The organism is Micromonospora lupini str. Lupac 08, assembly GCF_000297395.2.
Taxonomy (GTDB): domain Bacteria; phylum Actinomycetota; class Actinomycetes; order Mycobacteriales; family Micromonosporaceae; genus Micromonospora; species Micromonospora lupini.
Map to the genome: position 1 here is coordinate 2,785,537 of NZ_HF570108.1, position 26,801 is coordinate 2,812,337.

Consider the following 26,801-nt stretch of genomic DNA (forward strand, 5'->3'; position numbering starts at 1 on the left):
GCCGACCGCCTCGCACCGATCGCGGTGCAGGGCCCTCGCAGCCACACCCGCGCGACCGAACGCCGCCGAGTGACAGCCATTCGCGCAGGGCGAGCCCGCGCTGATTCCACCTGTCGTCGCTGACGACGCTGCTTCCCTCGACCTTGACCTCCGCCGGGCCGTACCCCGGCGATCCCGAGACGACTACGCCTGGGCGCGGCGTAGCGCCGCGCCCAGGCCCAACAACCTCCGCAAGGGATGCGTGGCCGGCGGCTGCTTCCACGATCCCGTTACCCGGAAGGAGACCGAAGCTGACATGAGCACCATCGACGACCCAAGAGTCGCCCGCGCCGTCCTGGCCCGGCTGACCATTGTCGGCGATCGACTCGTCCACACCATGATCCACGAGGAGGGGCCGGAAGCGGTCCTCCACCGGTTGATCGCCGGCCACCTGCCGCAGGCCGAGGCGCGGTCCGCAGCTACCGAAAAGTTGGGCGCAGCCAGTCTGCGGCAGGTCGCCACCAGGATCATTGCCGACACCGAACGGATCGGTGCGCGGATCGTGATCCCGCAGGACGCAGAGTGGCCCACGGCGTTCGAGGACCTGAACCAGCCCAGCGACGGCGATGCCGGGCTGCCCGCCCCACCGCCGTGCCTGTGGGTTCGTGGCGCACAGCCGCTCGGTGACACGCTGCGCCGGTCTGTTGCGGTCATCGGAGCCCGCGCGGCCACCAGCTACGGGCAGCATGTCGCCGCCGAACTCGGCCACGGACTCGCCGAGAGCGGTTGGACCATCTTCAACACCGGTGGGTACGGCGTCGACGCCGCAGCGCTACGCGGCGCGTTGACAGCGGGGCACCTGCCCGTCGCGGTAAATCCCGCTGGACTCGACCGTCCCCACCCACAGGGCAACTCAGCGCTGTTCGAGCGGGTCTCTCTCATCAGCGCGTGGCCGCCCGGCAGTGCCCCGTGCCGGAGCCGCATCTCCGTCAACGGGGCCTTCCTGGCGGCGATGACTGGCGGATGCGTGCTCGTAGAGGCAGCCCTCCGCAGCGGCGCCCGGACCGTCTTGGCGCAGGCCGATGCCCTCGGCCGACCTCTGATGGGGGTGCCCGGTCCCGTGACCTCCGCCCTATCCGCCGGCTGTCACCAGGCGCTGCGCGAGACGCCGCGGGTGCGTCTGGTCCGGGACGTCGCCGACGTCATCGGGCACCTGACTGAGCGACGCCCACCCGAGGGAACGACGACATGAACGACTTCCCGAACTGGCTGGACCTGCTCGAGTTCCTGAGAGCGGCGGGCGAGACCGACGCCAGGAACGGCACCTCGCTGCCCACCGACCACGAACTGTGGGCGGTCGCCCACCGTAGCCAGAGGGTCGCGCTGCCCGATCAGATCGACAACGACCTGCTCGCCGAACTACGCGACGCCTTCAACGACGGGCGGCAGCCCACCCGCTTCGACATGCAGGCCGTGGTCGTCGAAGTCGCCAGACACGGTCATGACGCACACATCGGCCACTCGGGTGGGAATACCGCCACCATCTACGCCGGAAGCCAACACACCGATCAGAACGGGGATGCTCGCTGGGCGGTCATCGCCGGTCCCGGCTGGTTCACAGAACCCGCTCGCCAGGCTCCGGTCGCCGACACGAGCGAGTTCCAGATTGGACCGGACGACGATTACTGGACCATCGCGGTGCCGGACCACACCAGCCCGACCGAGGTCGCCGCCCTGATCGTCGCGGTCATAGAGCAGATCGCCGCAGGGCAGGGACGCCTCACCGAGTCCCCACCCCTACCAGTCCACATCAATGGCCACGAGCAGTCGGACGCCCGCGGAGGAAGAGCCAACGCGGGGTCAGGTTCATGACTGACATCGTCTGCTCGCGGTGCCAGACCCTCAGCAGACTGCGGCGTCACGGCCTGCGGTGGTGCGAAGCCTGCGAGACGTACCTCGTCATCGACGCCGGGACCGGCAGGTGGGTCAGCTTCGCCGATCGCGAGCAGCGTCGGCGCGCGGCGGAGGAAGATCGGGCCATTGCCAGGTCCGTCGAGCTCGTTGACGAGCACCTGCCAGAGGCGCAACGGCTGGTCCCCGAAGGGTGGGCCGCCCGACGTCACCAGAACGACGGTGCCCGGTGCCACGTTGCCATCGATGCGCCGGCTGATGTCAACGCGACCAGCTACCTGTCGCCACCCGACGGCAAATCCGGCTGGTACGTACGCGTCCACAACCGCACCACCGGGATCGACTTCCCGCTCTACACCGACGGCGGGGCGCGCGCAGCATCGTTCGACACGATCGAGGCTGCAGTAGCCGCCGCCGTTGAAGCTCTCCGCGTGGAGAGCGCGGAAGCACGGCCGCGCTGACGGTCTGAAACGCGCTGTTGCAGGTGCCGCGAGCCGAACGCCCACGACCTACCAGGTACCTCGCACCCCCTCCACCGGCCTAACCGAATGCCGCCCCGTTGCGCAATCGCACGACCAGGCGCTGCGTCCGGGCCATAGCTGCGCTGAGCTCACGCCCGGTAGATCGCCCGCGCGCTCGGGCGTGCTCCCCGGAGGACTCCTACTCGCCCGCGACGCCTGACCGAACTCGACCAGACCCCGCAATCCCACACCGATCCACGCCGCTTTCGTGCGGTGGATCCGAATCGGAAGGAAACACGATGACCAGCCCCGACAACCCCATTCTGCCGGTGCGGTCGGCCGCGGAAATGCTCGCTGCCGTGCCGCATCTGGTCGGATTCCATCCGACGAACAGCATCGTCCTGATCGCGATCGCCGGGACGAAGGTCGCCCTTGTCACCCGGGGAGATCTGCCCGCAGGAGTGGACAGCATCGCGCAGGCTTTGCCGGCCCTCGCCCAGGCCGACGCGACCCATGTGGTGATCGCCGCCTACGGACCAGAAGACCTCGCGACGCCGGCGGTCGACGCTGCCCGTGCGGTACTCACCGTCGCCGGCCTGCAGGTGTACGACGCGCTCCGCGTCACCGATGGCCGGTACTGGTCCTACCTGTGTGACAACCCGACGTGCTGCTCACCCGAGGGCACCCCCTACGACGCGGTCACCAGCCCAGTGTCGGTGCGGGCCGTGGTTTCCGGATCCAGCCCGTTCCCGGACCGCGCAAGCCTCGCGGCCTCCATCGCACCCGCCGACGGTGCCCTCCGTGCCGCGATGGACGAAGCGACCGCCCGCGCCCGCCGACGGCTGGCGGACCTACCAGCCAGTCTCAGCGCCATCGAGGCCGAAGGACGGGCCGCGTTGGACGCGGCGACCAACCGGTACCGGGGCGGCCAGCGGTGCACTGATGACGAGGTCGCCTGGCTCACCACACTGCTCACCACGATCGCCGTTCGCGACCATGCCTGGCTGACCGCCAGCGGCGATGAGCGGCACCTCGACCTCTGGCGTGACCTCACCCGGCGTGCCGACCCGGACCTGGTCGCGGCGCCGGCCAGCCTGCTGGCGTTCACCGCCTGGCTTCAGGGGAATGGCGCGTTGGCAGACATCGCGGCGCATCGCGCGCTAGAAGCCGACCCGAACTACGGGATGGCACTGCTCGTCCTCGACGGCCTCCGCGCGGGCATCCCCCCGTCGGTCCTCGAGGACTGGCAGAGCTGGGCTGCCCAAGAGACCGACCACCCATGATCCGCCCCGGTCAGGAGGGGAGCAGCACCGTGGCCAACCCACCCACTGACTTGGCAACCGCCCTCGCCGTGCAGCAGACCCGGTGGCGTACCGAGGAGATCCTCGGCCTGCTGTATGCCGGTCTCCAGCACTCCCGCAGCGTCGCCCCGGACGTGGGCGCAGTCCGCGCCGTCGCCTACCTCGTCGCCCAACAGGTGGCCCTCGTCCGGCAAGCCGACACCGATCTGATCGCCGCGCTGCGCGGCGCACTCACCCAGGCCGATTACGACTTCCGTGACAGCAGCACGGCCATCGAGGAACGCTACCGGCAGTTCGCCGACCTGGTTCGGCGCTGGATCATCTTCGCGGTCAACACCGGAGCACTGACCGTTCCGGACGCCAACGAGGCCCTGCGTTACCTGACCATGCCCCCGCCACTGCGGACTCACTTCCAGGTCACTGTCTACACCCCGCTCGCCATCGAGACCGAGGCCGACAACAGCGACGAGGCTGCAGCCGCCGTAGAACGCCTACTACGCATCGAACTTCGCTGCCTACGGGACGCATCCGTCCACCCGACCAAACAGTGGCAACTGCGGCTGCGCGCACTCGATGGGACGCCACCGCCCGGCAAGGTCAGCGGCGAGTGTGGTTTCCACTATCGGATCGTCTTCGTGGTGCCACTCGTCGTCGAAGTCAAGGCCCTCGACCCGCGATCGGCCATCCCCGTCGCCGTCGACGCCATAGCGAACGACCTGGACCACCTCGAGGTCGCACGCGCTCACACCGACGAGATCCGCGTGGTCGACGTGGTGCCCCTCGACGACCGCGAGTACGACTTCCGCACCGACTAACGACTGCGTTCTCCACGCCTGCACCCGCGTGACGCACCAACGGGTGCGCCCACGGGCGCCGGATCACACCTATGTGCGGTGCCGGCGCCCAAGAGGCGCCGGCACCGCCTTATTGGAAGGCGGAACCCAGATGCGATCGATCACCCGAACGCTCGGCCAACTCCTCGCCATCGCGGTCAGCCTGCTTACCGCCGCGACCCCGCATCGACAGGTCGCCGGTCCAGCCCCGGCCCGCCCGGAGGGCAGCGGCACCGCAGTCGGCACCGGGGGCGGGACGATGCCCTGGCAAGGGTGTGTCGCGACACATGACAGTTCATGCTGCGTCGTCCGACCTGCCGGTGAGACCAGGGTCCCACCGCCGCTACGACAGGCGGGTCGCTGATGGACATCCAACTCGTCCTCGTGGGCATCGCCGTGGCCGTCGCCGTCACAGCAATTGACGTCGTACTTCGGCGAACCGCCCGCCCGGTCGGACCGGGACGATCCCTGACCGACATCGTCATCACCACTGCAGCGACCCTCACCACCCTTGGACTGGCCGGTGTCGCCGGCGCGGTCAGCTACGACCACCTCCGCGAACTCGCCGAATCACGCGGTGAGCACGGCTGGAAGGCACACGCCTTCCCGCTGACGGTCGACGGCATCGAGGTCGTCGCCACCTTGGCGATCCTCGCCGACCGGAGGGCCGGCCGCCCCTCGGGCGCGTTCCCGTGGATCGCCCTCGCCGCCGGCGGTGTCGTCAGCCTCGGCGCGAACATCCTCATCGCTGAGGACGACGCCATCGCCCGGATCATCGCCGGCTGGCCCGCGGTCGCGCTCATCGCCGCGATCAAAATGCTGTCACGGATGCTCGAACACCCCGCCGACGACTCGTTGCGACGTGAGGACACGACTGAGCCGCAGGCGAGCGACAAGCGACACCACTCCGAGCCGGAGATCGCCGGACGAGCACCGGACCACGACGACAACAGGCTGGACGACGTTTCGCGACACGACCCCGACGTGTCGCGGGATGACCCTGACATGTCGCGGCCCGACGGCAATGACCACGAACCCGGTGAGGTCCTCGAGCAGCCGTGGCCGGTCGACCTGATCCGCCGCATCCCCGTGAATGCCGACCGCTACCGTCGCTGGCAGTCCGTCTGGGCGGACATGAAGGACGGCGAGACCGACCTTCGTGCCCTCGGGCAGCGGTACAACTTCGATGTGCGCTCAGTCCAGGCGATCCGGCGCGCCGGCCAGGTCGGCATGCTCGACCACCCCGTCCCGACCGCCCGTCGGCTGGCCGAACTGGCCTCCCGCAACGGGAGCCACGACAACCCGCCCGAAGTGCCGGCGGGACCCTCGATTCTCGGGCCGTGAGTGCCTATAAGGCCGGCTCCGCCTGGCCCTCTCGGTACCCCTCTGTCCCGGTGAGTGGGTCATACCTACTTGCATAGAGGGGCAGAGGGGGCCGGCCCGGACGACACCTGGGCGGACCCATTTTTCGAGGTCGAAGAGCCGCCCGCCTGGTCCGCGCGCCCAGGGACTCCCGCCGGAGCCTGATCCGCCGAACCAATCCTGCTCAGCCTGCCCGGGACCCGCGTCCGCCTGTCCTCCCGCTCGAACCCGATTTGCACCTCCTGGTGCCGCATATGCGGCCCTTTTTGCGTTTGTAGACCTGCCCGTCGCAGCGCCAGACCCCTTCGACTCGCCGGACGGCGCCGGGATCAGCTCCTCGGCGCCGCTGCGACTGCTCACCAATGGAGGAACATGACCATCAAGACAGGTTTCGGCACCACCAGTCGACCTGAGTCCTGGAGCCGGCGGTGAGTCGCCGAACGCTCGCCACCCTGCTCGCCGCCGTCGTCACAGTCGTCTTCGTCTGCCTCGCTGGCGCCGGCCTCCTGGTGGGTGGCTCCGCTGCCGGCTGCGGCCCTGGTGGGACAGCCGACCCATCGCTCGCCCCAGCGCAGACCAGAGGATGGCCAGCTGTCGGCCGGTGGGATCGCAATCAGGTAGCCAACGCTGCCGCCATCGCCACCGTCGGAGCCAGCAAGGGCGTGCCCACTCGGGGGTGGGTGATCGCCGTCGCCACCGCGATGCAGGAATCCACGCTACGGAACCTTTCCGGCGGCGACCGGGATTCCGTCGGACTGTTCCAGCAACGGCCCAGCCAGGGATGGGGAACCGTCGCGCAACTCCTCGACCCGACCTACGCCGCCGGTAGGTTCTACGCCAAGTTGCTGACGATCCCCGGCTGGCAGAGCATGCCGCTCACCGAGGCAGCCCAACGTGTCCAAGTCAGCGCCTATCCCGACGCATACGCCAAGTGGGAGCCGCAAGCCACTCAACTCGTTGGCATGATCACCAGCGGCGAGAGTTCACTGCCAACTGGGCGGCTGGCCAGCTGCGGCGGCGCCAGCGGGTCCTGGACCCAGCCAGTTCTCGCGCCTGTCGGCTCGGGCTTCCGCACCGCAGGCCGGCCCGGTCACGACGGCGTGGACCTCAGCGCACCACGCGGCACCGTGATCCGAGCCGCATCCACCGGCATCGTCAGCCGGGTACGCTGCAACGCCATCGACAACCGCGACGGCAGCAACTGGGGCTGCGACCGCGACGGAGACCCGAAGCTCACCAGCGGCTGTGGCTGGTACGTAGACATTGATCACGACGGCGGGATCATCACCCGGTACTGCCATATGGATGAACCGCCGCGGGTCGAGGTCGGCGACCGCGTCGTGGTCGGCGAGCCTATCGGTGTTGTCGGCTCGACCGGCCATTCGTCCGGGCCGCACCTCCACTTCGAGGTCCACGCCAACGGTGATGCCAGTGCGGAAGCGGCCATAGATCCGGTCCTGTTCATGATCAACCTAGGCGCACCGTTGGGGTAGCTGGGCACTATGTCGACCCCCATCATTGGTCGGTCCTCTCATGGACGTGCCAACCGGGTTGACGTCTCGCCCAACTCCACGAGGAACCCTTTCGCCCCCGGACGAAGCTGGCCGTTTCTCGACGATCCGCATGGTCGTCCGGTGTGGCGGCCGTATGGGTGCCGGGTTGACGTGTCGACCGCTGATAGTGACGTTACGTATCGACGGGAGGCGTGAACTGCACTGTTGCGTGCGCCTGCGCGGATCTGGCTCCCCTCTGTGTCAAGAGGCCGCGGCGAGGGTTGTTCTAGGCTGGGGTGTGGCGGGTCCGGGAAGTGACTTCTCCGAAGAGCTGGCATGGGGATGTGAGCTGGTCAAACTGGAGTCAGTAGTCGTCTCGCGTTGTCCTCCCGGGCCCGTCGCCGTGGCCGTCGTGGCGTGGTCGGTCATCTGTCGGTAGACGATGTCGGACAGGCGTCGTTTCAGCGCGCGCATCGCTTCCATCGATGTTTTTCCGGTAGCTTTTTGCGGTCGAAGTAGGCGCGGCCTTCGGTGGGGTTGCGGAGCTGGACGGTGGCCATGATGTGCAGCACCCGGTTGATCTGCCGGTCGCCTGCGCGGGAGAGCCGGTGGCGGACCTGTCCGCCGGAGGATGCGTCGATGGGGGCGGTGCCGTTCCAGGAGGCGAAGTGGGCCCGGTTGGGGAATCGGGTGATGTCGCCGGCCTCGACCAGGAGTCGGGCGACGCCGGAGGGTCCGATGCCGTGCAGGTCCATCAGCGTGGTGCCGGTGGACGCGATCAGTTCTTTCAGCTCCTTGTCGGCTTCCTTGGAGCGCCGGTAGACGCGTTCGAGGTCACCGATCAGCTCCGCGGCGACCCGGCGCCGGGCTTTGCCGACCGTGTCGCGGGGTCGGACCGTGGCCAGCAGTGCCTTCGCCTGGGCGGCGGACAGGCTCTTCTTCGCGCCACCCGGAATGAGTTCCAGCAGCAGTTGGTGTAGCTGGGACACCATCCGGGTGTGGTCCTCACCGAGGGAGCGGCGCCGGTCGACCAGGATCCGCAGCAGGGCGAGCTGTTCGTCGTTGACGACCGGGCGCAGTCCGGCCATGCGGGTGCCGACCAGCGCGATGGAGTGGGCGTCGGTGGCGTTTGTCTTGCGGCCCTGCCCGGTGGCGAACACCCGCGCCCTGGCGGACAGCTTCGGCGGGACGTCGACGACCTGTTCGCCGTCGGCGAGTAGCCGGGTGGCGATGTGCCGGCCGATGCCCTGGCAGCCCTCGATCGCCCAGACCCGGTCCGGCCACTGCTTGGCGTACTTCCTCATCACGGTGTAGCCGTCGCGGTCGGTGTCGAACCGGCCGCCGCCGACGATGGTCTCGTCGCCGGCCATGACCTCGATCGTGGCAGAGCGCTTGTGCGGGTCCATCCCGATGACCACACGATCTGACGTGCCGCTCAACGCGTCCTCCGATGCTCGATCCACCTGGGTTGTCGAGCCGGGAGGGCAACGCTACTTCGAGCCGAGCAAACCCCTGTTGAGCCTCTCCCCGCTCTGGGGCGACGCCCGGGCCGCGCAGGCCAAATGAGAGCCACACGACCAGCGCGGGCAGCCGAAATGAGAGCGACAGCCCGGGCGCCTCGACCGAAGCCTGGCCGGGCCACGGTCGCAGGTCAATGAAACAAGTAGCCGATATGCGCGCACCTGACTTCGCCGGAATCATGACGACGGAGAGCCCAATGCGCGGCGATGAACCGGCTGAGCGTGGGTTGGCTCCAGGGTGGACGGTCCGCCGTGCCTCATGCCCGAAGCGTGCGGCGCCCCCGCAAGTCGCTATGGAACCGGGCGCTGTTCCAATCCGGTACGGATGTCGCTACTGTGGATCACGCATGCGAAAGCGCCGATCCCGACCACGTCGGCCGGGCACGACCACCACAGCGAAACCCGGTGAGATCCACGGTCAGTCGCAATCAACCGATCCTCTCCGTGTCGCAACATCCGTGGAACAGGCGACCGCAACCGCAAGAGGAGGCGACGCATGAGCCGGCGGAAGGTTGCGACGACTGCAACCTATTCACTGCTGCTTGCCACCCTCTTGGCAGCTGCGGTCAATATCGCAACCAGCGTTCTGCCGGAAGCCTGGAAGGGTTACACGTGGACCGCCATCCCGGCGATCCTCCTGCTCGTCGTCACGATCGCGCTCACCGGCTCGCAGTCCACGGACCAGGGCACGACGGATGAATATCTGCGAGTCTTGTCGCGGGAATTGCTGACCGATACATGGGAACGTGCCATCGACGACCACCGCGCCCGTCCGCTCGAGGTGCCGGGCCCGATCGTCATCTCCTGGACCGCGACGGACCGATTCGGGCCGAGACTGGAGAATTTCGGTTGGAACCCGCGCAGGACCGTCAACGGAAAAAACAAACGCGCCACGAAGATCCCCACCGTCGGCACGATCCTCTCTATCGATGATCTCTTTCTTCGAATCCCGGCGCGGCAGCTCATCGTGCTCGGGCCGCCCGGATCTGGCAAGACCGCGACGGCGATCGTCCTTTTTGAAGGCCTCTGCAGACGGTTCGAGGAGGCCTGCACCGTTCCCTACTTGACCTCGCTCGCTGAATGGGATCCAACGGTGGTTGACTTCCGGTCGTGGCTGAGCGATCGCCTCGTTCGTGACTATCCCGGCCTGAAGAACAAGGGCAAGTACGGCAAGGACGTCGCGCGGAAGCTCATCACACATGGGCTCATCACTCCGTTCCTGGACGGACTGGACGAGATGCCTGAACAGTTGCAGTCAGCGGCGATCCGTGAGCTAAAGCGAGCCACCGCGAACGGTCAGCCGTTCGTGCTCACCAGCCGTACGGAGTCTTTCGCGCGTACGGCGGAACGCGAAGCGACTGTCCTACCAGCCGCCTACGTCATCGAACTTCGAGCGGTTCAACCGGGCGATGCGATCCGTTACATTAACGACAGACTCCGCACCGTCGACCATCGCTGGTTACCCGTCTTCGATGATCTCCGAAAAAGCTCCAGTGAGCTTTCCGAAGCACTGTCGAAGCCACTGATGATCTGGCTCGCCTTCGTGCACTACCAGGATCCGGCGACAAATCCCCGTGACCTGCTCGACAAGCGGCGATTCGCGACGGCGTCGGCCATCGCGAACTATCTCCTGAGCCAGCATCTTCGTTCGGTGTACCCGATGGCCGACGATGACCGGCGGCCGCCGCGGTCACGGTACTCGTTCGAAGAAGCCGACCGTTGGCTGCGTTACCTCGCGCGGCACATCGAACGGCGTGGCGGCCGCGACCTCGCGTGGTTCCACCTCGCCGGAGATCTGCCGCGGCGGGTTCGGTTCGCCGCCGGTGTCTTGCTGTGTATGGTCTTCGGGCTCCTCGGAGGGCTGGCATTCGGAGCGACGAAGGCCGTCGCGTTCGTCACCATGCTGACCCTCGTGACCGCGGTCACGATCGGAACCGCGTTCGCACACGCCGACCTGCCCACGTCCCCGATGCATCTCAGTTGGAGGATCTTCACCGATCCGTGGCCCACGCTCCGCAGAGCGGTTCTCGGTCTCGCTGCCGGTGGTGCCGTTGGCATCGCGACGCTGCCCCTCTTCGGCACCAGGTTCGCTGTTTCTGTGCTCAGCCTGGGCGCGCTGCTCGGGGTGGGATTCACATTCGTCGGCAGACCGTACCCTCTTCGCGAGTCGAGCCCTCGTCGGCAGCTGGCCATCGATGGCTATGCTGGACTCGGGATTACCGGCTTGGGGATGGTCATCGGGGCTCTCGGCGCCATGTCCACCATCAGCACAGCCACCACGACGCCAACATGGGTGGCAGGCGGACTAACTGGCATTCTCGCCGGCGGGTTCGCTGGCGGCCACATCAACAGGTCCGCCAACGAGGTCCACAACCGACTGCTCGCCGTCACGGCCCGATCCGCTGCGGGCCTTGTCGGTGGGGCGCTTCTCGCCGGCAGTGTAGGTGTCGTGGTCGGCGTGCTGCTGCCCGGTCCGATCCTCGAAGGTCCTTCGACGGTGTCTACCGGCGCCCTTTTCGGTCTGTTCTTCGGGACGGTGGGCGCATTCGCATGGAACGCATCGGTCTGGTATCGCTTGATGCTCGCCTGGGCAGGCATTCGCCGGCGCCTGCCGTTTAACTTGATGGACTTCCTCGCGGATGCGGAGGACCGCGGCGTTCTCAGGCGTGTTGGAAGCGTGTACCAGTTCAGGCACATCAGCCTCCAGTACATGCTGGCCCGCACTCCCCAGCCGGACCGGCTGCCTTGACGACGAGATGATCCTGCCCGATCGCTATCGGCGGATAGTCACATACGAGAGGTCACCCCGCGGACGAAGCGTCACCGATGCCCTGGTGGGGAGCGTCGCCGACCGAGCTGCCACAAGCCTCCACGAACGCGAGATGCGTTCGACGATCAATCCGATCTCGTAGAACGCGAAGTCAGCACCGATGCAGACTCGTGCTCCTCCACCGAACGGATAGTAGCTACCCGGAGCGGTAGTCCAAAGACGCTGGTCTTCACTGCCGTCGAACTTGAGCCACCGTTGCGGCAGGAACCTATCCGGATCCGTCCAGATGGCTGGGTCACGCTGCACGACGTACGGACTCACAAGTAGCGTCGTACCTCCGGGAATCCGGGTTCCGGCAAGCACGGCATCGTCTTGCGCCTGACGGACGAGTAACCAGATGGGCGGAAACAGCCGCAGCGCTTCGGCAACCACTGCATTCACGAAGTCTGTCGGCTGCATGACGGGGCACGAAGCGTCCAAGCGGACCACGCCAGCATCGCGAACCCGTTCATACAGGTGACCCTCGATATCAGGATGCAGGGAAAGTAGGTGGTACACCCATGTCAGCGCCGTGGTTACCGTCTCGAAGCCGGTCACCAGCAAAGTCCGGATCTGGGACCGCACCTCCGGCGTGGCGAGGCTTCCCTCAGTCGCTCGGCCCCCATTCGCCCGGACCAGTCGATGGAGCGCCGTGTCCGCGTCCTGCTCATCGAGAGAAATACGTTCGACGGCTTGCACCACGACATCGTCAAGCTCGTCGAGGACCCTGCGCCGCCGATCTACTCGCAGCCGGCCGACACGCTTCAGCAGAAGCATTGTCGTCGCGTCGAGAACGAGCCCTTCCATCAAACGTTTCAAAACGCCCTTGATCCGGTCTGTATCCGCAGCTGACAGTGGCACGCCGAGCAGTGACCTGGCCATCACCCGCAGTGTGATGGATGCGAAAACGTCCGCTAGGTCTACCGCCGCTCCATTCGTCCAGCCGCTCGTAACCGTATCGACCTCGTGATGGACAATGTCGGCATATGCGGGCAGGCGTTCCCGCGCGAACGCCGGCCGCAGCAGACGACGCTGCCGGCGATGGTCCGATCCGCGACTGGTCAGCAGCCCGTCGCCGAGAATGCTTCGGAGGGGCACCTCCTCCTTCCATGCGTGTCCCATGGATTGGTGGAAGCCCTTCCCGAAATGGCGCTCGTCGGCGAGCACCTGGAGGGTCGGAGCAGCTCCGGACACGAATACGACACGGCCTCGACTGACATTCAGCTGTACGAGCGGGCCATGTCGGATGGCGAGCGTCCGCAGGTAACCGGGGGCATCGTGGATGAACTCAAGAAGCTGTGTCAGAGGCCGGTCACCGCACGTTGGTATGTTTGGAATCGGCAGCAGAGGACGCTTGGACAGTAGCCTTGGAATCAATGGCGTGCCCTTTCTGGCGCGAGCCGTGCAGGTTCGAACCCTTGAATGCGGGCGTAGACTGTCGCGCTCAGGATGCCGGCGGCCGCGGCGGCCGCGCCGGCCACGACATCGATGAAGTAATGAACCTCTAGATAAACGGTGGCGAGCACGACTCCGATCCCCACCGGAAGGAAACTCCAGAAAAGCTTCCGATAGTTCCTGAACATGTACCAAAGAATCACGAAAACTACTGCGGCATGGACGCTCGGGAAAGCGTCTCTGGCGTCGCCCTGAATCACGGCTATCATCCTCAGCGCCGGTGCGCGAGATTCATTCGAAACCAGATTTACGCCTACTGGGCCACGATACACATGTGGCCCGACCGCGGGCGAGACAAGATAGACGGCATAACTCGATAACATGCATGTTGTAACAGCAAGGACGACCTCACGAAAATGCTGGTAATGCGAGCGTAGGTAAAGAAGCGCCGTATATGCGGCTGGCACGATGGCCACGCTGAGATAGCAACCCGTGAGAATTGCTGTCGTCATATCGCTGCCCACCCTCCGCTGCAGCCACACCCCCGCGTCGCCTCCGAAGATGCTCCGGTCAAGGCTTGAGAGCCGCGGGTCCAGCAGCGGCCGGTCCAGATCGGGCGTCAGATGATGCAGCATCAGGTAGAACGACAGACAGAAGACGGCCGGAGCCACCTCTCGCGCCGTCTTGCGGACCAGCCGCCGTCCGTGCGGTCGCCCGCCGCCATGTCGGCATCCATACCAGTACACCGGCACGGAGGCCGATCCCAAGACGACAACCACCGGCCACAGCCCGAGAAGGGAGTCAAGCAGGGACGGGACTTCGCGCGAGAGGACGCTGAGGGTAATCACCCCAATCAAGAAAACAAAGGCCAAGCAGTCCTCGGGCCGCACGGGGCACCAGCTCGGCGCTCCGACCGAGTTCTGTTCAACGGATTCCACGACCACCCCACAGGTAACTCAGGTGACGGAGTCTGGCCTCTTGCGCGAGCAATAATGCGGGCGGTATCGTTGGCCATCAGTATGTCAAGCTCTTGCCTAGGAGTCAACAGTGAGGACCACTTGACTACCGATTTCGATGGACTATCATCCCGTGATGATCCTGTCGTCGCCGTGGTTATTCCGGCTCGCAACGAAAGTGCGACTGTGGCCGAGGTCGTCTCTTCATTTCGGGCAATATTGATGAGCGCCGGAATCGTGGCACTTGTGGTGGTGGTCGACGATCGCTCGTCCGACGACACCGCGGTTCGCGCGCGAGATGCCGGTGCTGATGTCGTCATCCCGTCTGGTGGCACCGGAGGTCTGGCACAGGCATTCCGAACGGGCGTGATCACAGCATTGACCTACGACGTGACGCACATTCTCCACGTCGACGCCGACGGCCAGTACTCACCTGCGGACGCCTTGGGGCTGCTTGACATCGTCCTCAACGGTGCCGATCTGGCGATCGGAAGCCGACTCTGGAACCGGCCGGCGTGCATGTCACGGCCGCGATACTTCGCGAACCGCTTGTTCTCTCGGGCGGTTGCGTGCCTGATCGGGATTCCCATCCTCGATGCCCAGAGCGGTTATCGCGTCTTCACCCGGGAGCTCGCGGACACCTGTCTGATCTCCGGCACCTACACGTACACGCAGGAGCAGGTCATTCGGGCCGCCCATCTAGGATATGTAGTCAGCTTCATGCCGATCAGTTTTCTCCCCCGCAGCTCCGGAAGAAGTCGGCTAATTGTGTCTGTCCCGACCTATGCGGCACATGTCCTGATCGCGGTATGGCGGCTGACGAACGCGTTGGGGATCGGCCACCTTCGACTACCTGCATGCCTGATCTACGCCTTCGTCATCGAATGCCGCGACCGCCATAAGCTCGAGGGATCGACACGGTGACACAACGCGACGCGACCGGCTCGATCAGACCCGGCTTTTCCATTCCGTCGCTGACCCGAGTGCTTGCAATCGACTGCGGGCTGCCTGTGGACGACAGCCTCTACCACAACTGGCAGGCGGTCACCGATTTCATGTGTCATCTCGACGACTGGTTCGACGACAACGCGTCGAGCGCCGGCGAGGTCGAGCGTTGCGCGGTATTCCTGGAACGTGGCGGATCCACTGAGGCCATCGCCTCGCTCAGCCCTCGACAGCGCACCTCGTTGCTCAACCTGCGCGACTGTCTGCCTACTACCGGCGTGCAGGCCGAACGAGCCGCCCAGGAGCTCGCCGGGCACGTCCGGGGCTGGGCGGCATACACTGCCGCTCTTCGACGGACCACATCGCTAAGAACCTTCCTCGCGCTACGTCGCCAGGAGAGTCGCCATCTCGCGGCTCTGATGACCGCCGTCGTCCCTTACTCGACGGAACGCCGCCGTCGGTTGAGCGCCGCGCTCGCCCAGATCACGATCGCCGCGCAGTTCATCGACAGCGTGGTCGATCTGGACGTCGACAGGGCCGAAGGGGCTGTCCAGCTGCGCGTTCGGCATGCACGGGTGACCCTGGCGACGGTCGCGGCATGGGAGTCGGTGAAATGTCTCCGCTACTGCCCAGGCCTCTTTCCACGACTCGTGGTCAAGGGACTCTTGCTGGTCAAGAACCGCAACGGTCGCTGGAACGCACATCGCATCCACGCGTGACTGTTCACCGGCTTCGACCTTCCGGCTCATGGCTACCGGGGCGGAGCCGTCTCAGCCGCACTAGAACCTTGACCACGATGAGTACGGCGACCACGACGACCATGCCGGTCTGGTGCGCGACAATCCATGACAAAACGGGTGTGAGCATCCCCGCGGTTCGCATCGCCAGCGCGATGATCGCGGCAGAGGAGACAGCGCTTCCCGCGAACAGCAATGGCAGGTACACGCGGGGCGCAGTGCTTGCCGCGCCGAGCGTCACATCGACGACCGAGACAGGGTAGAGACACGTACCGACCAGCAGAGCTGATGATCGCAGATGCTGCGCCTTTGGCGCACGTCCGGTGAGCCATCGAACCGGACGGGCGCCGAAGTTCCGGCCGAGTTCGAAGTACGCATAGTGGATCAGACACCGGATCGGGTAGATGATCGCGAAGGTGAGCGAGGCTCCCACCAGAGGTGCTACAAGGATCACCATGTCGGGCGAGGTTCTGAGGAACAGAACCACCTCCGGCCGACTTTCGAGAAGGATCGACGAGAGCGCGAGCCCCGCGTAGGACAGGGTCGTCTGGACGCCCAGCAGGATCAGCCAGATCCAGCGTCGCCGCTGCGTCGAAGGTGAGTCATCTGCCATGTCGCTCGCACCTCGCAATGCGCCGGCGGCACATCGGACGCAGGGACGTCCGATCCTTCGCGGGCACGCTAGCCGATGACCCAACAACTGGGCAGCCCGGCGAAGTGCGAACCGGTTGATCGCTGTCGGCGCCCGCCCACCAGGGATGGTCGATGTTCGGCGATCAAGCTGGATCTCCGATCGCCTCGGCCCTTTGATCATCTGCTCCGATCTGCCGCTGATGGTGCTCACCAGATCCCCACCCACTTGGGGAGGTGGTAGCGGCGTAGCGGCGTTACAACCACTGCTCATCAATGTTGCCGGCGTACAGGTAGGCGGTGCGGTAGGCCGGCCGCGCGAACAACTGCGACTCGCCCGAGTACACGGCAGCGAGCAGGCCCGGCCGGTACCACCAGCCGTTCGTGATGCCAGCAACCTCTGCGACCGGTTGCATGGCGGTCAGGTCGATCTGGTCGACGGCCGAGCCGGTCAGCCTGGTGACCGAATCCGCGACGTCCATCGCCGCATACGCCAGAGCCAGGGCCTCAACCCAGCCGACGATGCTGCGATGCAACGGGACCCACTGCCCATCGTCGCCACCGGCGATACCGAACGTACCGTCCGGACCGATCAGGAACGCATACGGCACGGCGGTGCGTTGCGGCCCGGCCTCGAAAAACCAACCCTGGGGAGCAAACGTGTCTTCCCACTCCGGCGTGTCCACGCTGAGCATCCGCGGGCCTGCGGCATCCTCGGGCATGCCCGGCGCGGACGGCAGGACAAGGCCACCCCACCGGGCCCGATACGCCTCGGCGCGGTCGATGACCTCGTCAGGAATCTGCGCCTCCTGCCACGCGCCTCGAAACTGACTCACCGGCGGCACGTCGAGCCAAACTCCGTGAACGCTGACGAACGAGCGGGCCCGTCTGCTCAAACCCGTCCGCGGCCGACGCAATCCCAACACATGCGCATGGTATCGAGCTATTGGATGCCCGCTCATAGCCGCGATCCGGTCGCTACGGGTAGCGCTTGTCTCGGGCGGCGTAGGCGTAGCACCGAAGACCGCCAGCGCTGCTGACCACCCGTCGACCATGTGATGGGAGGATGTCGGCCGGATCGCTCATGGCCTGTAACCGCGGATGTCCGGCATCATGACCGGCATGGACGTCGAGGAACTGATCGCGCGCCATCCGCGAGTCTTCCACACGATGTCGGCGGTCGCTTGGCCGTCGGTACAACGGCACGGCTTGCTGTCCACGCAGCAACTGGTCGATCTGTTCGGCCTCGACATCGGCGAGCGTGAGCGACTCCTGAATGCACCTCGCAAGCAGTCCACCGTTCTGCGCGCGTCCGGCCTGCCGCCGGCCGTGATCCGCGATCAGAAGCCGATGAAATTTGTCGCGGAGAAGATTGATCCTGACTCCTCGCTGGCCGAGTACCTCATCGCCATCAACTCTCGGGTCTTCTTCTGGGCCAGTGCTGAGCGACTGGACCGGTTGCGTCAAGCGAAGGAGTATCGCACCGAGGGCCAGGTCGTCCTGCACGTCGACACTCGCGCCCTTGTCGAGCGATACGGCCCACGTATCGAACTCTGCCGGCTCAATTCTGGGGCGGTGACGCAGAAGAACCACCCCTTGCGAGGACATCGATCCTGGGTTCCGATCGCCGACTACCCCTACGACGAGTACCGCCGCCGGTTTGGCCGCGATGGTGCGTTGGTCGAGGTCACCGTTTTGGACGCCGTCCCTGACATCCTCGACCTGATCGACAAGATCGAAGGTGTCACCGACTGAGTTCCACACCCTTTGCGGCCATGGGACTGCATTGCACTCCACACGACAGGCCGATGCACGAACACGTGCCCGGGATCAGCCTTCGCCAACCCGCCGGTCCTTCCCGCGGCTTCCTCGTCCTCGACGACCCCCGTGGCCCACCAACGTCGGGACCGAGGACCGGCAGGACAGGCGTTTCATCAGTTCTACAAGCCCGGCCGCCACGGCGCGGACAGACTGAGCTACAGTCCTCGATCGGTCTTGACGCGGGTGACCGGTGGGTGGCTACTGCTGGCAGCCCCGCGGAGGGTTTGTGGTCAGTCGGCGCAGGGCGGCGATGGTCGTACGGATACGACCGGTCAACAGTTCGTCAGCCCAGACGATGTCGTCGGCGAAGCTGGTGGCACCGAGGCGGTTGTCGCCTGCGGCGAGTTTCTTGAGACCGGGGATCGTCTCGACTGCGCGTAGCTCCAGGATCGTTGCCAGGCCATACCGGCCGGCGTAGTCGGTGACGCCGTGAAGCAGCGGCTCGGTCAGGTCTACGGTCGGTACGCCAAGCCGAGCAAGGGCGCGGGACGCCGCCACTCGGCTCCACCGGTCGTCGAGCCTGTTGCGCAGTAGCGGATCGAGGTCGGTCAGGGCGTCGCGGTGGGCCGGGGCAAGATCTGCAATGAGGTCTGCGGCGGCGCGAGCCGGGGTGTGCCCACCGGCAAGCACCGCGCGCACGGTTGTCAGGATGGGCTGTACGCCGTCGATGATGGCAACTATCCGAGCAGCGAGGATCTGGGCCTCCCGCTGCGGGTGCGTCCCGGCCGCCGCGCCGGTGAGCTGATCGCGCGCCCTAGGCAGCAGTGGGCGCAGTTCCTCGCCCAACTCGTCGACGAACGTTTGCGGGCCGGGCCACAGCCGCCGCTCACCGGACAAGGCAGTGTCGAGGATGCCGAGGAGCGGCTGCACGTCGCCGGAGATCCGTCGAAGGGCCAGGGCCGCCAGCGGATCGCCGGCCTGCGTCGCCCGTGTACGTAGGTGCGGTACGGCGGCGGCGTCATCGTGTCCGATCTCCAGGAGCGCCCACGCCACCTGTGGTCCCTCGTACGGCAGCGCGGCAAGCAGCTCCGGCACCGCCTCTGCGGCGCGCCACGTGCCCAGCACCCCGGCCAGCACGTCGGCCCGGGCCGGTTCGTCGGCTAGGCGCTGGCGGACCGCAGCCAGCACCGCAGGCTCGAAGCGGGCGCCGTCGAGCAACCGCTGCGCACGGTGCCCAGCGGCTGCCGCCGCACACACCGGTTCGATCCAACGGGGATCACCGAGCCGGGCGAGAGCCCTGACCGCCCGGTACTCAGCGGTGAACCCGGGCGCCCCGGCCTCCTGCGCGAATCCGGCGGCGATGCTCGCCAGCAGGTCCGCGAATCGCCCGGCCGCCGCGCCAGCCCGGCTGAGCGTGTCGAGAGCAATACTCCGCACCCCGGGATCCGGATCGTGCAACGCAGTCGCGACCAGCGGAACGATCTGCGGCGGCGCCGAACGGCTGCCGTCGGACCGTTCCGACGCCGCCCACAGGCCGAGCTCCCGGGTCTTCGGCTCGCGGGCCCGCAATAGGTGGCTGAGTAGATCCAGTGCGACCGGCGCGGGCGGTGCCACCATCAGCTCATCGGACCAGTCACCGCCGTGCGCCCAGCAGTAGGTGACCGAAGCGCCGTCGTCGATCGCTGCGACCACCGCGGCGATCGCACCGTCCGGCCAGGGCACCCCGGCCCGCAGCAGCGCCACCGCCGCGGCCACCCGTACCAGCGGCGCTGCATGCAAGACCAAGTCGGCGAGCACCGGTTCGGCGGCGGCCGGATCGATCAGGCCCAGCGCCAGAGCGAGCGATGCCTGAACCGGCTCAGTGGCTTCGACCCGCCAAGCTTGCCAAAGCGGTTCGGGGACTGTCCCGGCCTGAGCCGCCGCGTAGGCCGCGGCCTCCCGTACCGTGGGATCACCGTCTGCAAGCAGCGCTAGGAGGGCCGGAAGGTGCCCGACGACTGCTGCACGCACGTCCGGGAAGTCGTCGCCGTACGCGTGCCGTGGATCGGCCAGTTGTCCGAGCATCCAGGCAAGGTCGGCCCGGCCGTGCGGCGCGGCCAGCGCCAGCTCGGCCAGGAACGGTACGGCCGCCACCGTTGCCAGGTAGACGGTGCCCTGGTGGAAGATGCTGCCGTTTAGCTCGGAGACCGCCTCCTGAGCAGCTTCCTCGTCCGGCGAGGCCACCTGCCGTAACAGGTTGGGAGTGTCGAGAGCCTTTCCGTACGCGTGGCTCAGCTCATTCCAGCTGACCTCGTCCAGTCCCTGCAGCACGGCCGCAGCATACGTCCCCGATCGACGCTACCGAGAGACCCACCGTCTACCCACTCAACTGGGCATCCGGTGCACCCGAGTCCACCAAACGGTGCCAGCCGTTGACCGACGGCGGTGAGATCGAGGTGGGGCCTGACCGCGGTAGACCTCGGCGAGGCGGCTGAACTCAATCGCCACTGGCCGGCTATCAGCCCATCCGGCGATGGTTGCGCGACCTGCTCTGGGAGTCGCACGCCCGGTCTGCTCGAGAGCGCTCAACCGTCCTCTCAGTCCGACGGTCGATCGGTATGCGGTAGAGACTTCTGGAGCAGTCGACGAGCGAGTCGATGGGTTTCGTCGGAGACGTCCTCGTCGATTTCCTGAAGCGCCGAGGTAAGCGCTGCCAGTCGCGCGTTGATGGCTGCGGTGTGATCAGTGGCGGCATGAGCGTTCATGGCAAGGCGAGCGACCTCCTCGTTGATCGGGTCGATGTCACAGGCAGCGTCGAGAAGGGTCCGGGCTCGACCGGGGTCGGTGTCGGCGAGCAGAACCGCGAGTCGGGCGTGGATGTTGACGCCGACCTGCCTGCACCTGTGCTGTGGTCCGTCCATCCATTCGAAGCTGTCGTCGTGCAGCAGGCCGTTCCAGTTGCTGACTGCGTCGTCGAGCGCCGCGCGCTGGGCGTCCCGGTCGGTTGTCGCGCCGGCGCGGCTGACGGCGTCGAGGACGCGCCACCAGTCGACGTCGAGCAGGGCCGGGTCGAGGTAGTAGCGCCCGCCGGGGTTGACGACCGGTTTAAAGGTTTCGTTGACCGCGCTGGGGTCGAGTCCGGTGGCGTGGGTCAGCCGATTACGCAGGTTGGCGACATTGGTGGAAAGGCGGTCGCGGGCGCGGCGTGGGGTGGCGTCCGGCGTCATCGCTACCTCGATGTCGGCGATGTCCGCACCTTGACGATGAACGGCGAGGTAGGTGAGGAGCTCGTAGCTGGCTCGGCGGACGCCAGGGACGGGGTTGCCGTCGGCGCCGAAGATGATCGGCCGGCCGAGGACCTGGACGCGTACCCGTGACTGCCGCTTCCCGCTCGCTCGGGGAGGTTCGGCCGTTGGGGTTGGCCTGACTGGCGGTGCTGGGATCGCGGTGGCCTCTACCGTGGATGTGTCGTCGCCACTGCTCGTGGAGTCCGGCTCTTCGGGCGACGGGGCGTTGGGCGGGGGAGATGGTGGCTCTCCGGTGTGAGCCTCGCGAATCACGGTGAGCAGCTGCAGGGTGGTATCGGCGTCTAGGACCGACAGCTTGGAGGTCTGTCCCGGCTCATTGCTGGTGGTCGTGCCGTCGGTCTCAACAGTGAGGGTGGTGCCGCGGGGCCACGGTCCGGCGATGACTGCGCTGATGGCCAGGGGGTGGCCCAGGTGTAGCGCGGTGGATAGTCGAGCCCGGATCGCGGTGTCGGGGACGTCGGCGATCAGTGTGATCGGCGGAAGCGGATCGTGGTGCGGGTCGGCGTCGTGGAGTGCGGTGACATCGGTGACGTCGGCGTCGGTGACGGCACGGGTGCGGTGGATGATCTGTTCTTCGACGTAGGTCAGGGCATGGTCGAGGCCGGCGGTGACTCGCAGCCGAGGTATGGCACCAACCAGGTCGGTGATCGCCGTGCCGCCGAGCAGGTCGGCGAGGACCGTCGCGGGGATCACCACCTGCCCGCGGGCGTCCGGGTCGTGAACACCGCCGGAGGAGAGCGTCGCCACGAGCATCGCGCGGACGGCGTCGGCTCCGCCTGGTCCGGTAAGGCCAAGGCCTCCTCGTGGGTGGTTGGGTAGGCCGGCCAGTTGCGGTCCGGACGGCCCGATCGGTGCCAGCGGCGGCCGTTCGGCACCCGCGAGGTCACGGACTGTAGGTTGTGGTGGCGGGGGTGCCAACAGTTCGGGTGCCTGCTCACGGACGGCCCGACGTAGCCGGCTGACCACCGCCGGCAGGGGCTGCAGGGTGGGATCGGTGGCCGGGTCGATGTCGGTGACGGGGTTGTAGCGGGCGCGTCGGCGTAGCCACACGATCGACGAGGCAGCGGCCAGTGCGGCGGCCAGTCCGATGCTCACCCAACCGCCCGGCACGCCCACGCCGCGATCCTCACCGGGCGGCCGAACGGCATCGTTCTGGTCGGGCGTCGCCGGGCTGGCGCTGCTTGGGGTCAAGGCCGGACCTGACGACGCCGGCATGCCCGGTGCCGGCTCGACTACACGGTCCGGATCCTCGGCGGATGAGGAGGACGGTGTCGACATGGGTGGGGCTGTCGACGTGGCCGGGCTAGGTGAAGCGGGTACCGGGCCGGGACCCGGCGGTCGGGCGGGCTTGGCGGGCACCGGATCGGTGGCTGAGGGCGGGACGGCGTCGGCTGGCATCCGTAGGTCCCAGCCGGGTTGGATCAGGCGGGGGACTCGCAGCGTGCCCCCGGCGTCGAAATGTCGGCCGCGGTTGAGCTGCCAGATCTCGGGCCACCGGTTGCCGTCGTCGAGGCACTTCTCGGCTATGACCCAGAGGCTTTCGTTGCGTTGGACGACGTACACGTAGCTGTTGTCTTTGATGAGAACGTGGTGTTCGCCTGCGCACAGGATTGGTGGTTGCTGCTCGGTGCCGACGTTGGCCGCTTGGGTGCCAACCAGTACCACCGGGGTGGCGTGCGCCGCGGCGGCCGGCACGACCGCGGGCAAGGGCGGGGGAGTCGCCGTGACTGGCGCGACGGTCGCGGTGGCGACGACGCCGGCAGTGAGTCCGGAGAGCAGCCACCCTGCCAGGGTCTGTACGGAGGTCAAGCCCCGCATTCTCGGCATGGGTAGGCCGCGAATCCCGGCGATTGCCTCGGCGAGGAGGCTTGCGGTGAACACGGCCCAGAGCAGCCACAGAGCGATGGCCAGCAGGTTGACCGCCATCGTGTCGGTGAAGCCGGCCGTGAGCCATGCCTGCCAGCCAGCGGCGTCACGCGGGATGGAGCGGGGGAGAGGCCAACCGATGTGGGCGGCGAGACCGTAGGGGATACCCACGGTGATGAACAGCAGCGCGGTGGCGCTGGCGAGGCGGGTGAGTAGCCGGCCGAGCGCCGCGGTGACGTTCATGGCACCCCCTTCACGGTGGTCTAGCTGGTTACGGGTTCGGCGCGCTCGGTGGTCGAGACGGTGACGGTGGTGATTCCGATGGCGGCGAGTAGCGGCGTGGATCCGGTCTTGGTGACCGTGACCGTGACCAACGTCGTGGTGGCGGAGACGGTGCCGGTCGCTCCAACCTGGGCGAGGTACTCGGTCGCCGCGGCTTCGGCCAAAACCGGGTCGAGTTGTACGGTGCCGGCAGTGCGGAGTAGGAGTAGATCGATACGGTCTGCTCCGGCCCGTGCGGCCTGTTGGGCGACGTGGCGGGCGTCGACGCGCATCGTCATGGCGGCACCGCCGTCGATGATCAGTGCGGCAGCGAGCATGCCGATGAGGAACATCCCGGCTGCCCAGCCGGTGCCGGAGCCGCGGTCTTCGCGCAGCTGTCGGCGGACCGCCTCCAACCTTGGGCGACTCACGGGACGATCTCCGAGTAGGTGTCCAGTGGGGCCCTGGCGGTCGCGGTCGTGTCGGCGCCGCCCGGGGCGCTGACGCCGATCAGGTCACCGGTGGACACGTGGCACGTGATGGTGACGGTGACCGAGCCGCCACGGTCGAAATCGTCGAGGCCCGTGATGACGGTCAACGGGGTGCATCCGCGGACCCGGCCGGCGAGGTCGGCGCGGGCGGCTTCCTCAGCGGCGGACTGCGCGGCAGCGGCGGTGCGCTGTTGGGATGCGGCGCGGGCGGCCGATGCGGCGGCGGCGTGTACGTCGAGACGAGTGGCCGACAACCGCCATGCGCCGACGATCAGCATCGCCACGATCACCATGACCGGCAGGACGAGCCCGACGACCTCGACCGACACCGAGCCGCTGTCTCCGGACAGGCTCCGTCGAGGAGGTCGCGCCCGGCTGCGCTTGGTCATCGACGCCTCGCTCCTTCCGCCTGGTCTCACCTGACGGGTGGGACATCTTCGGTGGGAGCCTGGACTTGAACCTCGATGGGCACCGTGAGCCCCGGCACGGGAACGACACGGTTCGCTGTGCCGGTGATGGTGACCGTCGTGGTGACCGGCCCACGCTCCACCGTGATCTGGATGTCGTCGATGCCGGCCGGGTTGGTCTCGGCCAGGACCTCAGCGGCCTCGCTGTAGCCGGATTCGGCCGTCGCCCCGTAGACCCGCGCCGCCTGCAGTGCCTCCTTGGCGGCGTGCCGAGCCGATTGATCGGCCAACGACCAGACGGCGGCTTGCACGATCACGGTTAGAGCGAGCAGGAAGATGACGGTGTAGCCGACGGTCTCGGTCGTGACTGAGCCGCGGTCGCCGCGAGGTCTGCTGCGGAGGCGCTGCCTGGTGCTGCTCGGACTCCCCATGATCGTGACGGTCAGAAGCCGATGGTGATGACCAGGGAGTTCCAGTACTGCGTCACGGTGTCCCGGAAGAGCATGCCGATTCCGCCGACGACGACGATGAAGATCGCGATCCACATGATTGTGTCGACGGTCTCGGCTCCGTGCTCGGGATTCTCACGAATGGCCCTGAGCCCGTAGGCAAGGTTGGCGCGTAGACGGCGGATCATGGTGATCAACTCCTTCGAGCTCCGTACGGATGCGGTTTCAGAGGCCGGTGCGGATGGCCGCGATGGCTGGATACAGCAAGAACAGGCCGTAGCCGAGGGCGATGAGCATGACGGGTAGGGACATCCGGACCCCGGCCGAGCGAGCGGCAGATTCCATTGCGGCGGTTGTGCGGGCGCGCATCCCCGAGGCTCGGGCGGCGAGGGAAGCACGGACCCGGGCGCCTTCGGCGCCGGCCAGCTGCATCGTGGCGGCCAACTCGGCCAACTCGTTCACCCCGGTATCAAGGCCCAGTTGGCCGAGGGGCCGCCACGGCGGCTGCCGGGTCAGCCGGGCGGTGCGTAGCGCGGCACGCAGTTGGTCAGCGGCCCAGCCGGTGCAGACGCTTGCCGCATCGTCGAGGGCCTGTTCCACGCCGGCGCCACCGGCCAGGCTGATGGTGACCAGGTCGAGCATCACCGACAGGGTGTGGCGCAGCTGGGCACGCCGCCTCTCCGCCTGGGCGCGGGCCCGGGTGACCGCCCATCGGTAGCCGATCAGTCCGCCCAGGCCGGCGAGCCACAGCGGCACCAGCCCGCCGACACCCCACAACGCAGCCAGGACGGGCAACGCCAGTACCCCCAGCCCGATGGCCGCGGCCTGCTCGGCAAGGAACGTGGGTACGTCCTTCTGCAGCACTGCCAGGTCGCTGCGGGTGCGGGCGGTGGGCAGACCCAGGCGTACGAGGGGTGCCCCCAACACCTGATAGCGCCGTTGTCGGGCGGTCATCGGCGGCGACGCCGGACGACGTAGGCCATCGAGCACGTCGACCAGGGCAGGTCGGTTGGGACGCAACCCCAGCAGGACCAGCGCAAGGCCGGTTCCGGTACCGGCACCCAGCACCAGCGCGTCGCGGATCACCTCCTCACCACCTCGGGGTTGGTGCCGGCCAGCACCCGCTCGTCACGGGCGATCCGGGACATCCGGCTGAGCCAGATGAACCCGACGGCGAACATCGCACCCACGATGGCGAGTACGACCTGCCCGGCCAGAGTGTCGTAGGGAGCGAGGAACGTGCGGTTGAGCAGCACCTGTCCAACGGCCATGACCAGGGTGATCGCGATGATGATCCGCACCGACGTGCGGGTGGTCGCCCACTCGGTCTGGATGCGCATCCGTGCTGCGGCCTGCTCGCGTGCGGTCGCCGCGAGCGCCCCGAGCTGCTCGGCGAGGTTGCGAGCCTGCCTGGTGGCCGCCAGCAGCAACGATGCCACGACCATGTCCCCGGTCGGATGATCGAGATCAGCGGCGAACGCGCGCAGCGCGATCGGAAGGCGGACCCCAGCGCCGATCGCCTCCGCCAGCGCGATGACCTGCGATCGGATCGAGGCTGGCGCAGTGCCGGCCGTCGCGGCGATTGCCTCCTCCAGCCCGGCCGCCGCGGCCAGCGTGTCGCGCAAACTCTCCGTCCAGCCCGCGATCGCCTCCAACAGTTCCTGCTCACGCTGATGAACCCGGTTCCCAACCAGCACCGTGGGCAGGCTCCACGCTGCCAGGCCAGCCAGTATCGCGCCGACCAGCCAACCGGTCACCAGCCCCGAGAGCACCGTCGCGACGATCACCATTGCGGCCTGCACGGGGGTTACGGCCGCACCAGCTCGGCGTAGCAGACCGTCGACCGGTGCCGGGCTGTCACGGTCACGCTGCCGGATTCCGTCAACGATCAGCCATAGGCCAAGGCCGCTGAGTAGGCCGACCAGCAGCACAACCGGCATGGCCATC

General features: G+C 67.2%; 25 protein-coding genes. 12 read left to right on the forward strand and 13 right to left on the reverse strand.

The window, feature by feature from the left end; genetic code table 11:
* The first annotated feature begins 241 nt into the window (after positions 1-241).
* From MILUP08_RS13930 to MILUP08_RS13960, 7 genes are all read left to right on the forward strand, one after another.
* Positions 242-1,231 carry a DNA-processing protein DprA gene (locus tag MILUP08_RS13930; protein WP_144056916.1) on the forward strand — a complete coding sequence of 330 codons (990 nt, stop codon included), beginning with the start codon at positions 242-244 and terminating at the stop codon, positions 1,229-1,231.
* Positions 1,228-1,851 carry a hypothetical protein gene (locus MILUP08_RS13935; RefSeq protein ID WP_007458613.1) on the forward strand — a complete coding sequence of 208 codons (624 nt, stop codon included), beginning with the start codon at positions 1,228-1,230 and terminating at the stop codon, positions 1,849-1,851. Before MILUP08_RS13930 ends, MILUP08_RS13935 begins: the two co-directional genes overlap by 4 nt.
* On the forward strand, positions 1,848-2,351 hold the full coding sequence (locus MILUP08_RS13940; protein ID WP_007458614.1) for a hypothetical protein: 504 nt from the start codon (positions 1,848-1,850) through the stop codon (positions 2,349-2,351). The genes MILUP08_RS13935 and MILUP08_RS13940 overlap by 4 nt, the downstream gene beginning before the upstream one ends.
* 299 nt (positions 2,352-2,650) lie before the next feature.
* A complete protein-coding gene (locus MILUP08_RS13945) occupies positions 2,651-3,634 on the forward strand; it encodes a DUF4192 domain-containing protein (protein ID WP_007458615.1) in 984 nt (327 codons plus the stop codon).
* A 29-nt stretch (positions 3,635-3,663) separates the two neighbouring features.
* Positions 3,664-4,467, forward strand: a complete 804-nt coding sequence (locus MILUP08_RS13950) for a hypothetical protein (RefSeq protein ID WP_144056917.1) — start codon at positions 3,664-3,666, stop codon at positions 4,465-4,467.
* A gap of 381 nt (positions 4,468-4,848) precedes the next feature.
* Positions 4,849-5,829, forward strand: coding sequence for a DUF2637 domain-containing protein (locus tag MILUP08_RS33790; protein ID WP_007458618.1), 981 nt, complete (start codon positions 4,849-4,851; stop codon positions 5,827-5,829).
* 446 nt (positions 5,830-6,275) lie between these two features.
* Positions 6,276-7,340 (forward strand): M23 family metallopeptidase, encoded by a 1,065-nt coding sequence (locus MILUP08_RS13960; RefSeq protein ID WP_007458626.1) that lies wholly within the window; start codon positions 6,276-6,278, stop codon positions 7,338-7,340.
* A 461-nt stretch (positions 7,341-7,801) separates the two neighbouring features.
* Here the strand turns inward: MILUP08_RS13960 and MILUP08_RS13965 are convergent, their stop codons facing one another.
* Positions 7,802-8,710: an IS110 family RNA-guided transposase gene (locus MILUP08_RS13965; RefSeq protein ID WP_237747067.1), complete on the reverse strand. Its 909-nt coding sequence runs from the start codon at positions 8,708-8,710 to the stop codon at positions 7,802-7,804.
* A gap of 40 nt (positions 8,711-8,750) precedes the next feature.
* On the opposite strand from MILUP08_RS13965, the gene MILUP08_RS35895 reads away from it, so the two are divergent.
* Together MILUP08_RS35895 and MILUP08_RS13970 are read left to right on the forward strand one after the other, a co-directional pair.
* The gene (locus MILUP08_RS35895) at positions 8,751-8,906 is read left to right on the forward strand and encodes a hypothetical protein (protein WP_167626043.1); all 156 of its coding nucleotides are present in this window, start codon (positions 8,751-8,753) and stop codon (positions 8,904-8,906) included.
* Positions 8,907-9,356: 450 nt separating this feature from the next.
* Complete coding sequence (locus tag MILUP08_RS13970) at positions 9,357-11,609, forward strand: sulfite exporter TauE/SafE family protein (RefSeq protein ID WP_007458630.1); 2,253 nt, start codon at positions 9,357-9,359, stop codon at positions 11,607-11,609.
* Between the two features lie 24 nt (positions 11,610-11,633).
* On the opposite strand, the gene MILUP08_RS34510 is transcribed toward MILUP08_RS13970, so the two are convergent.
* The gene (locus MILUP08_RS34510) at positions 11,634-13,046 is read right to left on the reverse strand and encodes a cytochrome P450 (RefSeq protein WP_083915835.1); all 1,413 of its coding nucleotides are present in this window, start codon (positions 13,044-13,046) and stop codon (positions 11,634-11,636) included.
* Positions 13,043-14,002 carry a phosphatase PAP2 family protein gene (locus MILUP08_RS34515; RefSeq protein WP_167626044.1) on the reverse strand — a complete coding sequence of 320 codons (960 nt, stop codon included), beginning with the start codon at positions 14,000-14,002 and terminating at the stop codon, positions 13,043-13,045. Before MILUP08_RS34515 ends, MILUP08_RS34510 begins: the two co-directional genes overlap by 4 nt.
* Positions 14,003-14,083: 81 nt before the next feature.
* Here MILUP08_RS34515 and MILUP08_RS35900 point away from each other — a divergent pair, with 81 nt between their 5' ends.
* The gene (locus MILUP08_RS35900) at positions 14,084-14,944 is read left to right on the forward strand and encodes a glycosyltransferase family 2 protein (RefSeq protein ID WP_272944019.1); all 861 of its coding nucleotides are present in this window, start codon (positions 14,084-14,086) and stop codon (positions 14,942-14,944) included.
* Entirely contained in the window at positions 14,941-15,684 is a 744-nt protein-coding gene (locus MILUP08_RS13995; RefSeq protein ID WP_007458636.1) for a hypothetical protein, read from the forward strand. Before MILUP08_RS35900 ends, MILUP08_RS13995 begins: the two co-directional genes overlap by 4 nt.
* Positions 15,685-15,688: 4 nt before the next feature.
* On the opposite strand, the gene MILUP08_RS14000 is transcribed toward MILUP08_RS13995, so the two are convergent.
* On the reverse strand, positions 15,689-16,315 hold the full coding sequence (locus tag MILUP08_RS14000; RefSeq protein ID WP_007458637.1) for a hypothetical protein: 627 nt from the start codon (positions 16,313-16,315) through the stop codon (positions 15,689-15,691).
* Between the two features lie 274 nt (positions 16,316-16,589).
* Positions 16,590-17,177, reverse strand: coding sequence for a hypothetical protein (locus MILUP08_RS34170; RefSeq protein ID WP_007458638.1), 588 nt, complete (start codon positions 17,175-17,177; stop codon positions 16,590-16,592).
* A 277-nt stretch (positions 17,178-17,454) separates the two neighbouring features.
* On the opposite strand from MILUP08_RS34170, the gene MILUP08_RS14010 reads away from it, so the two are divergent.
* Positions 17,455-18,087 (forward strand): DUF7002 family protein, encoded by a 633-nt coding sequence (locus MILUP08_RS14010; RefSeq protein WP_144056919.1) that lies wholly within the window; start codon positions 17,455-17,457, stop codon positions 18,085-18,087.
* A gap of 264 nt (positions 18,088-18,351) precedes the next feature.
* Here the strand turns inward: MILUP08_RS14010 and MILUP08_RS14015 are convergent, their stop codons facing one another.
* The 8 genes from MILUP08_RS14015 to MILUP08_RS14050 form a co-directional block, all read right to left on the reverse strand.
* Entirely contained in the window at positions 18,352-20,403 is a 2,052-nt protein-coding gene (locus tag MILUP08_RS14015) for a hypothetical protein (RefSeq protein WP_007458642.1), read from the reverse strand.
* 266 nt (positions 20,404-20,669) lie between these two features.
* On the reverse strand, positions 20,670-23,489 hold the full coding sequence (locus tag MILUP08_RS14020; protein WP_007458644.1) for an AfsR/SARP family transcriptional regulator: 2,820 nt from the start codon (positions 23,487-23,489) through the stop codon (positions 20,670-20,672).
* Between the two features lie 20 nt (positions 23,490-23,509).
* Positions 23,510-23,938, reverse strand: coding sequence for a pilus assembly protein TadG-related protein (locus MILUP08_RS14025; protein ID WP_007458646.1), 429 nt, complete (start codon positions 23,936-23,938; stop codon positions 23,510-23,512).
* A complete protein-coding gene (locus MILUP08_RS14030) occupies positions 23,935-24,387 on the reverse strand; it encodes a TadE/TadG family type IV pilus assembly protein (RefSeq protein WP_007458648.1) in 453 nt (150 codons plus the stop codon). Before MILUP08_RS14030 ends, MILUP08_RS14025 begins: the two co-directional genes overlap by 4 nt.
* Before the next feature lie 26 nt (positions 24,388-24,413).
* Positions 24,414-24,836 (reverse strand): TadE/TadG family type IV pilus assembly protein, encoded by a 423-nt coding sequence (locus tag MILUP08_RS14035; protein WP_007458650.1) that lies wholly within the window; start codon positions 24,834-24,836, stop codon positions 24,414-24,416.
* 11 nt (positions 24,837-24,847) lie between these two features.
* Positions 24,848-25,042, reverse strand: coding sequence for a hypothetical protein (locus tag MILUP08_RS14040; RefSeq protein ID WP_007458652.1), 195 nt, complete (start codon positions 25,040-25,042; stop codon positions 24,848-24,850).
* A gap of 37 nt (positions 25,043-25,079) precedes the next feature.
* Positions 25,080-25,940: a type II secretion system F family protein gene (locus MILUP08_RS14045; RefSeq protein ID WP_007458654.1), complete on the reverse strand. Its 861-nt coding sequence runs from the start codon at positions 25,938-25,940 to the stop codon at positions 25,080-25,082.
* Positions 25,937-26,794, reverse strand: coding sequence for a type II secretion system F family protein (locus MILUP08_RS14050; protein WP_007458656.1), 858 nt, complete (start codon positions 26,792-26,794; stop codon positions 25,937-25,939). Before MILUP08_RS14050 ends, MILUP08_RS14045 begins: the two co-directional genes overlap by 4 nt.
* Between the last annotated feature and the right edge of the window lie 7 nt (positions 26,795-26,801).

Coding starts and splice junctions, on each gene's coding strand:
- MILUP08_RS13935 (WP_007458613.1), top strand. CDS start 1,228: ATGAACGACTTCCCGAACTGGCTGGACCTGCTCGAGTTCCTGAGAGCG.
- MILUP08_RS13940 (WP_007458614.1), top strand. CDS start 1,848: ATGACTGACATCGTCTGCTCGCGGTGCCAGACCCTCAGCAGACTGCGG.
- MILUP08_RS13945 (WP_007458615.1), top strand. CDS start 2,651: ATGACCAGCCCCGACAACCCCATTCTGCCGGTGCGGTCGGCCGCGGAA.
- MILUP08_RS33790 (WP_007458618.1), top strand. CDS start 4,849: ATGGACATCCAACTCGTCCTCGTGGGCATCGCCGTGGCCGTCGCCGTC.
- MILUP08_RS13965 (WP_237747067.1), bottom strand. CDS start 8,710: ATGGCCGGCGACGAGACCATCGTCGGCGGCGGCCGGTTCGACACCGAC.
- MILUP08_RS35895 (WP_167626043.1), top strand. CDS start 8,751: ATGACCACACGATCTGACGTGCCGCTCAACGCGTCCTCCGATGCTCGA.
- MILUP08_RS13970 (WP_007458630.1), top strand. CDS start 9,357: ATGAGCCGGCGGAAGGTTGCGACGACTGCAACCTATTCACTGCTGCTT.
- MILUP08_RS35900 (WP_272944019.1), top strand. CDS start 14,084: ATGTCAAGCTCTTGCCTAGGAGTCAACAGTGAGGACCACTTGACTACC.
- MILUP08_RS14000 (WP_007458637.1), bottom strand. CDS start 16,315: ATGGCAGATGACTCACCTTCGACGCAGCGGCGACGCTGGATCTGGCTG.
- MILUP08_RS14010 (WP_144056919.1), top strand. CDS start 17,455: ATGGACGTCGAGGAACTGATCGCGCGCCATCCGCGAGTCTTCCACACG.
- MILUP08_RS14020 (WP_007458644.1), bottom strand. CDS start 23,489: ATGAACGTCACCGCGGCGCTCGGCCGGCTACTCACCCGCCTCGCCAGC.
- MILUP08_RS14030 (WP_007458648.1), bottom strand. CDS start 24,387: ATGACCAAGCGCAGCCGGGCGCGACCTCCTCGACGGAGCCTGTCCGGA.
- MILUP08_RS14035 (WP_007458650.1), bottom strand. CDS start 24,836: ATGGGGAGTCCGAGCAGCACCAGGCAGCGCCTCCGCAGCAGACCTCGC.
- MILUP08_RS14040 (WP_007458652.1), bottom strand. CDS start 25,042: ATGATCCGCCGTCTACGCGCCAACCTTGCCTACGGGCTCAGGGCCATT.
- MILUP08_RS14050 (WP_007458656.1), bottom strand. CDS start 26,794: ATGCCGGTTGTGCTGCTGGTCGGCCTACTCAGCGGCCTTGGCCTATGG.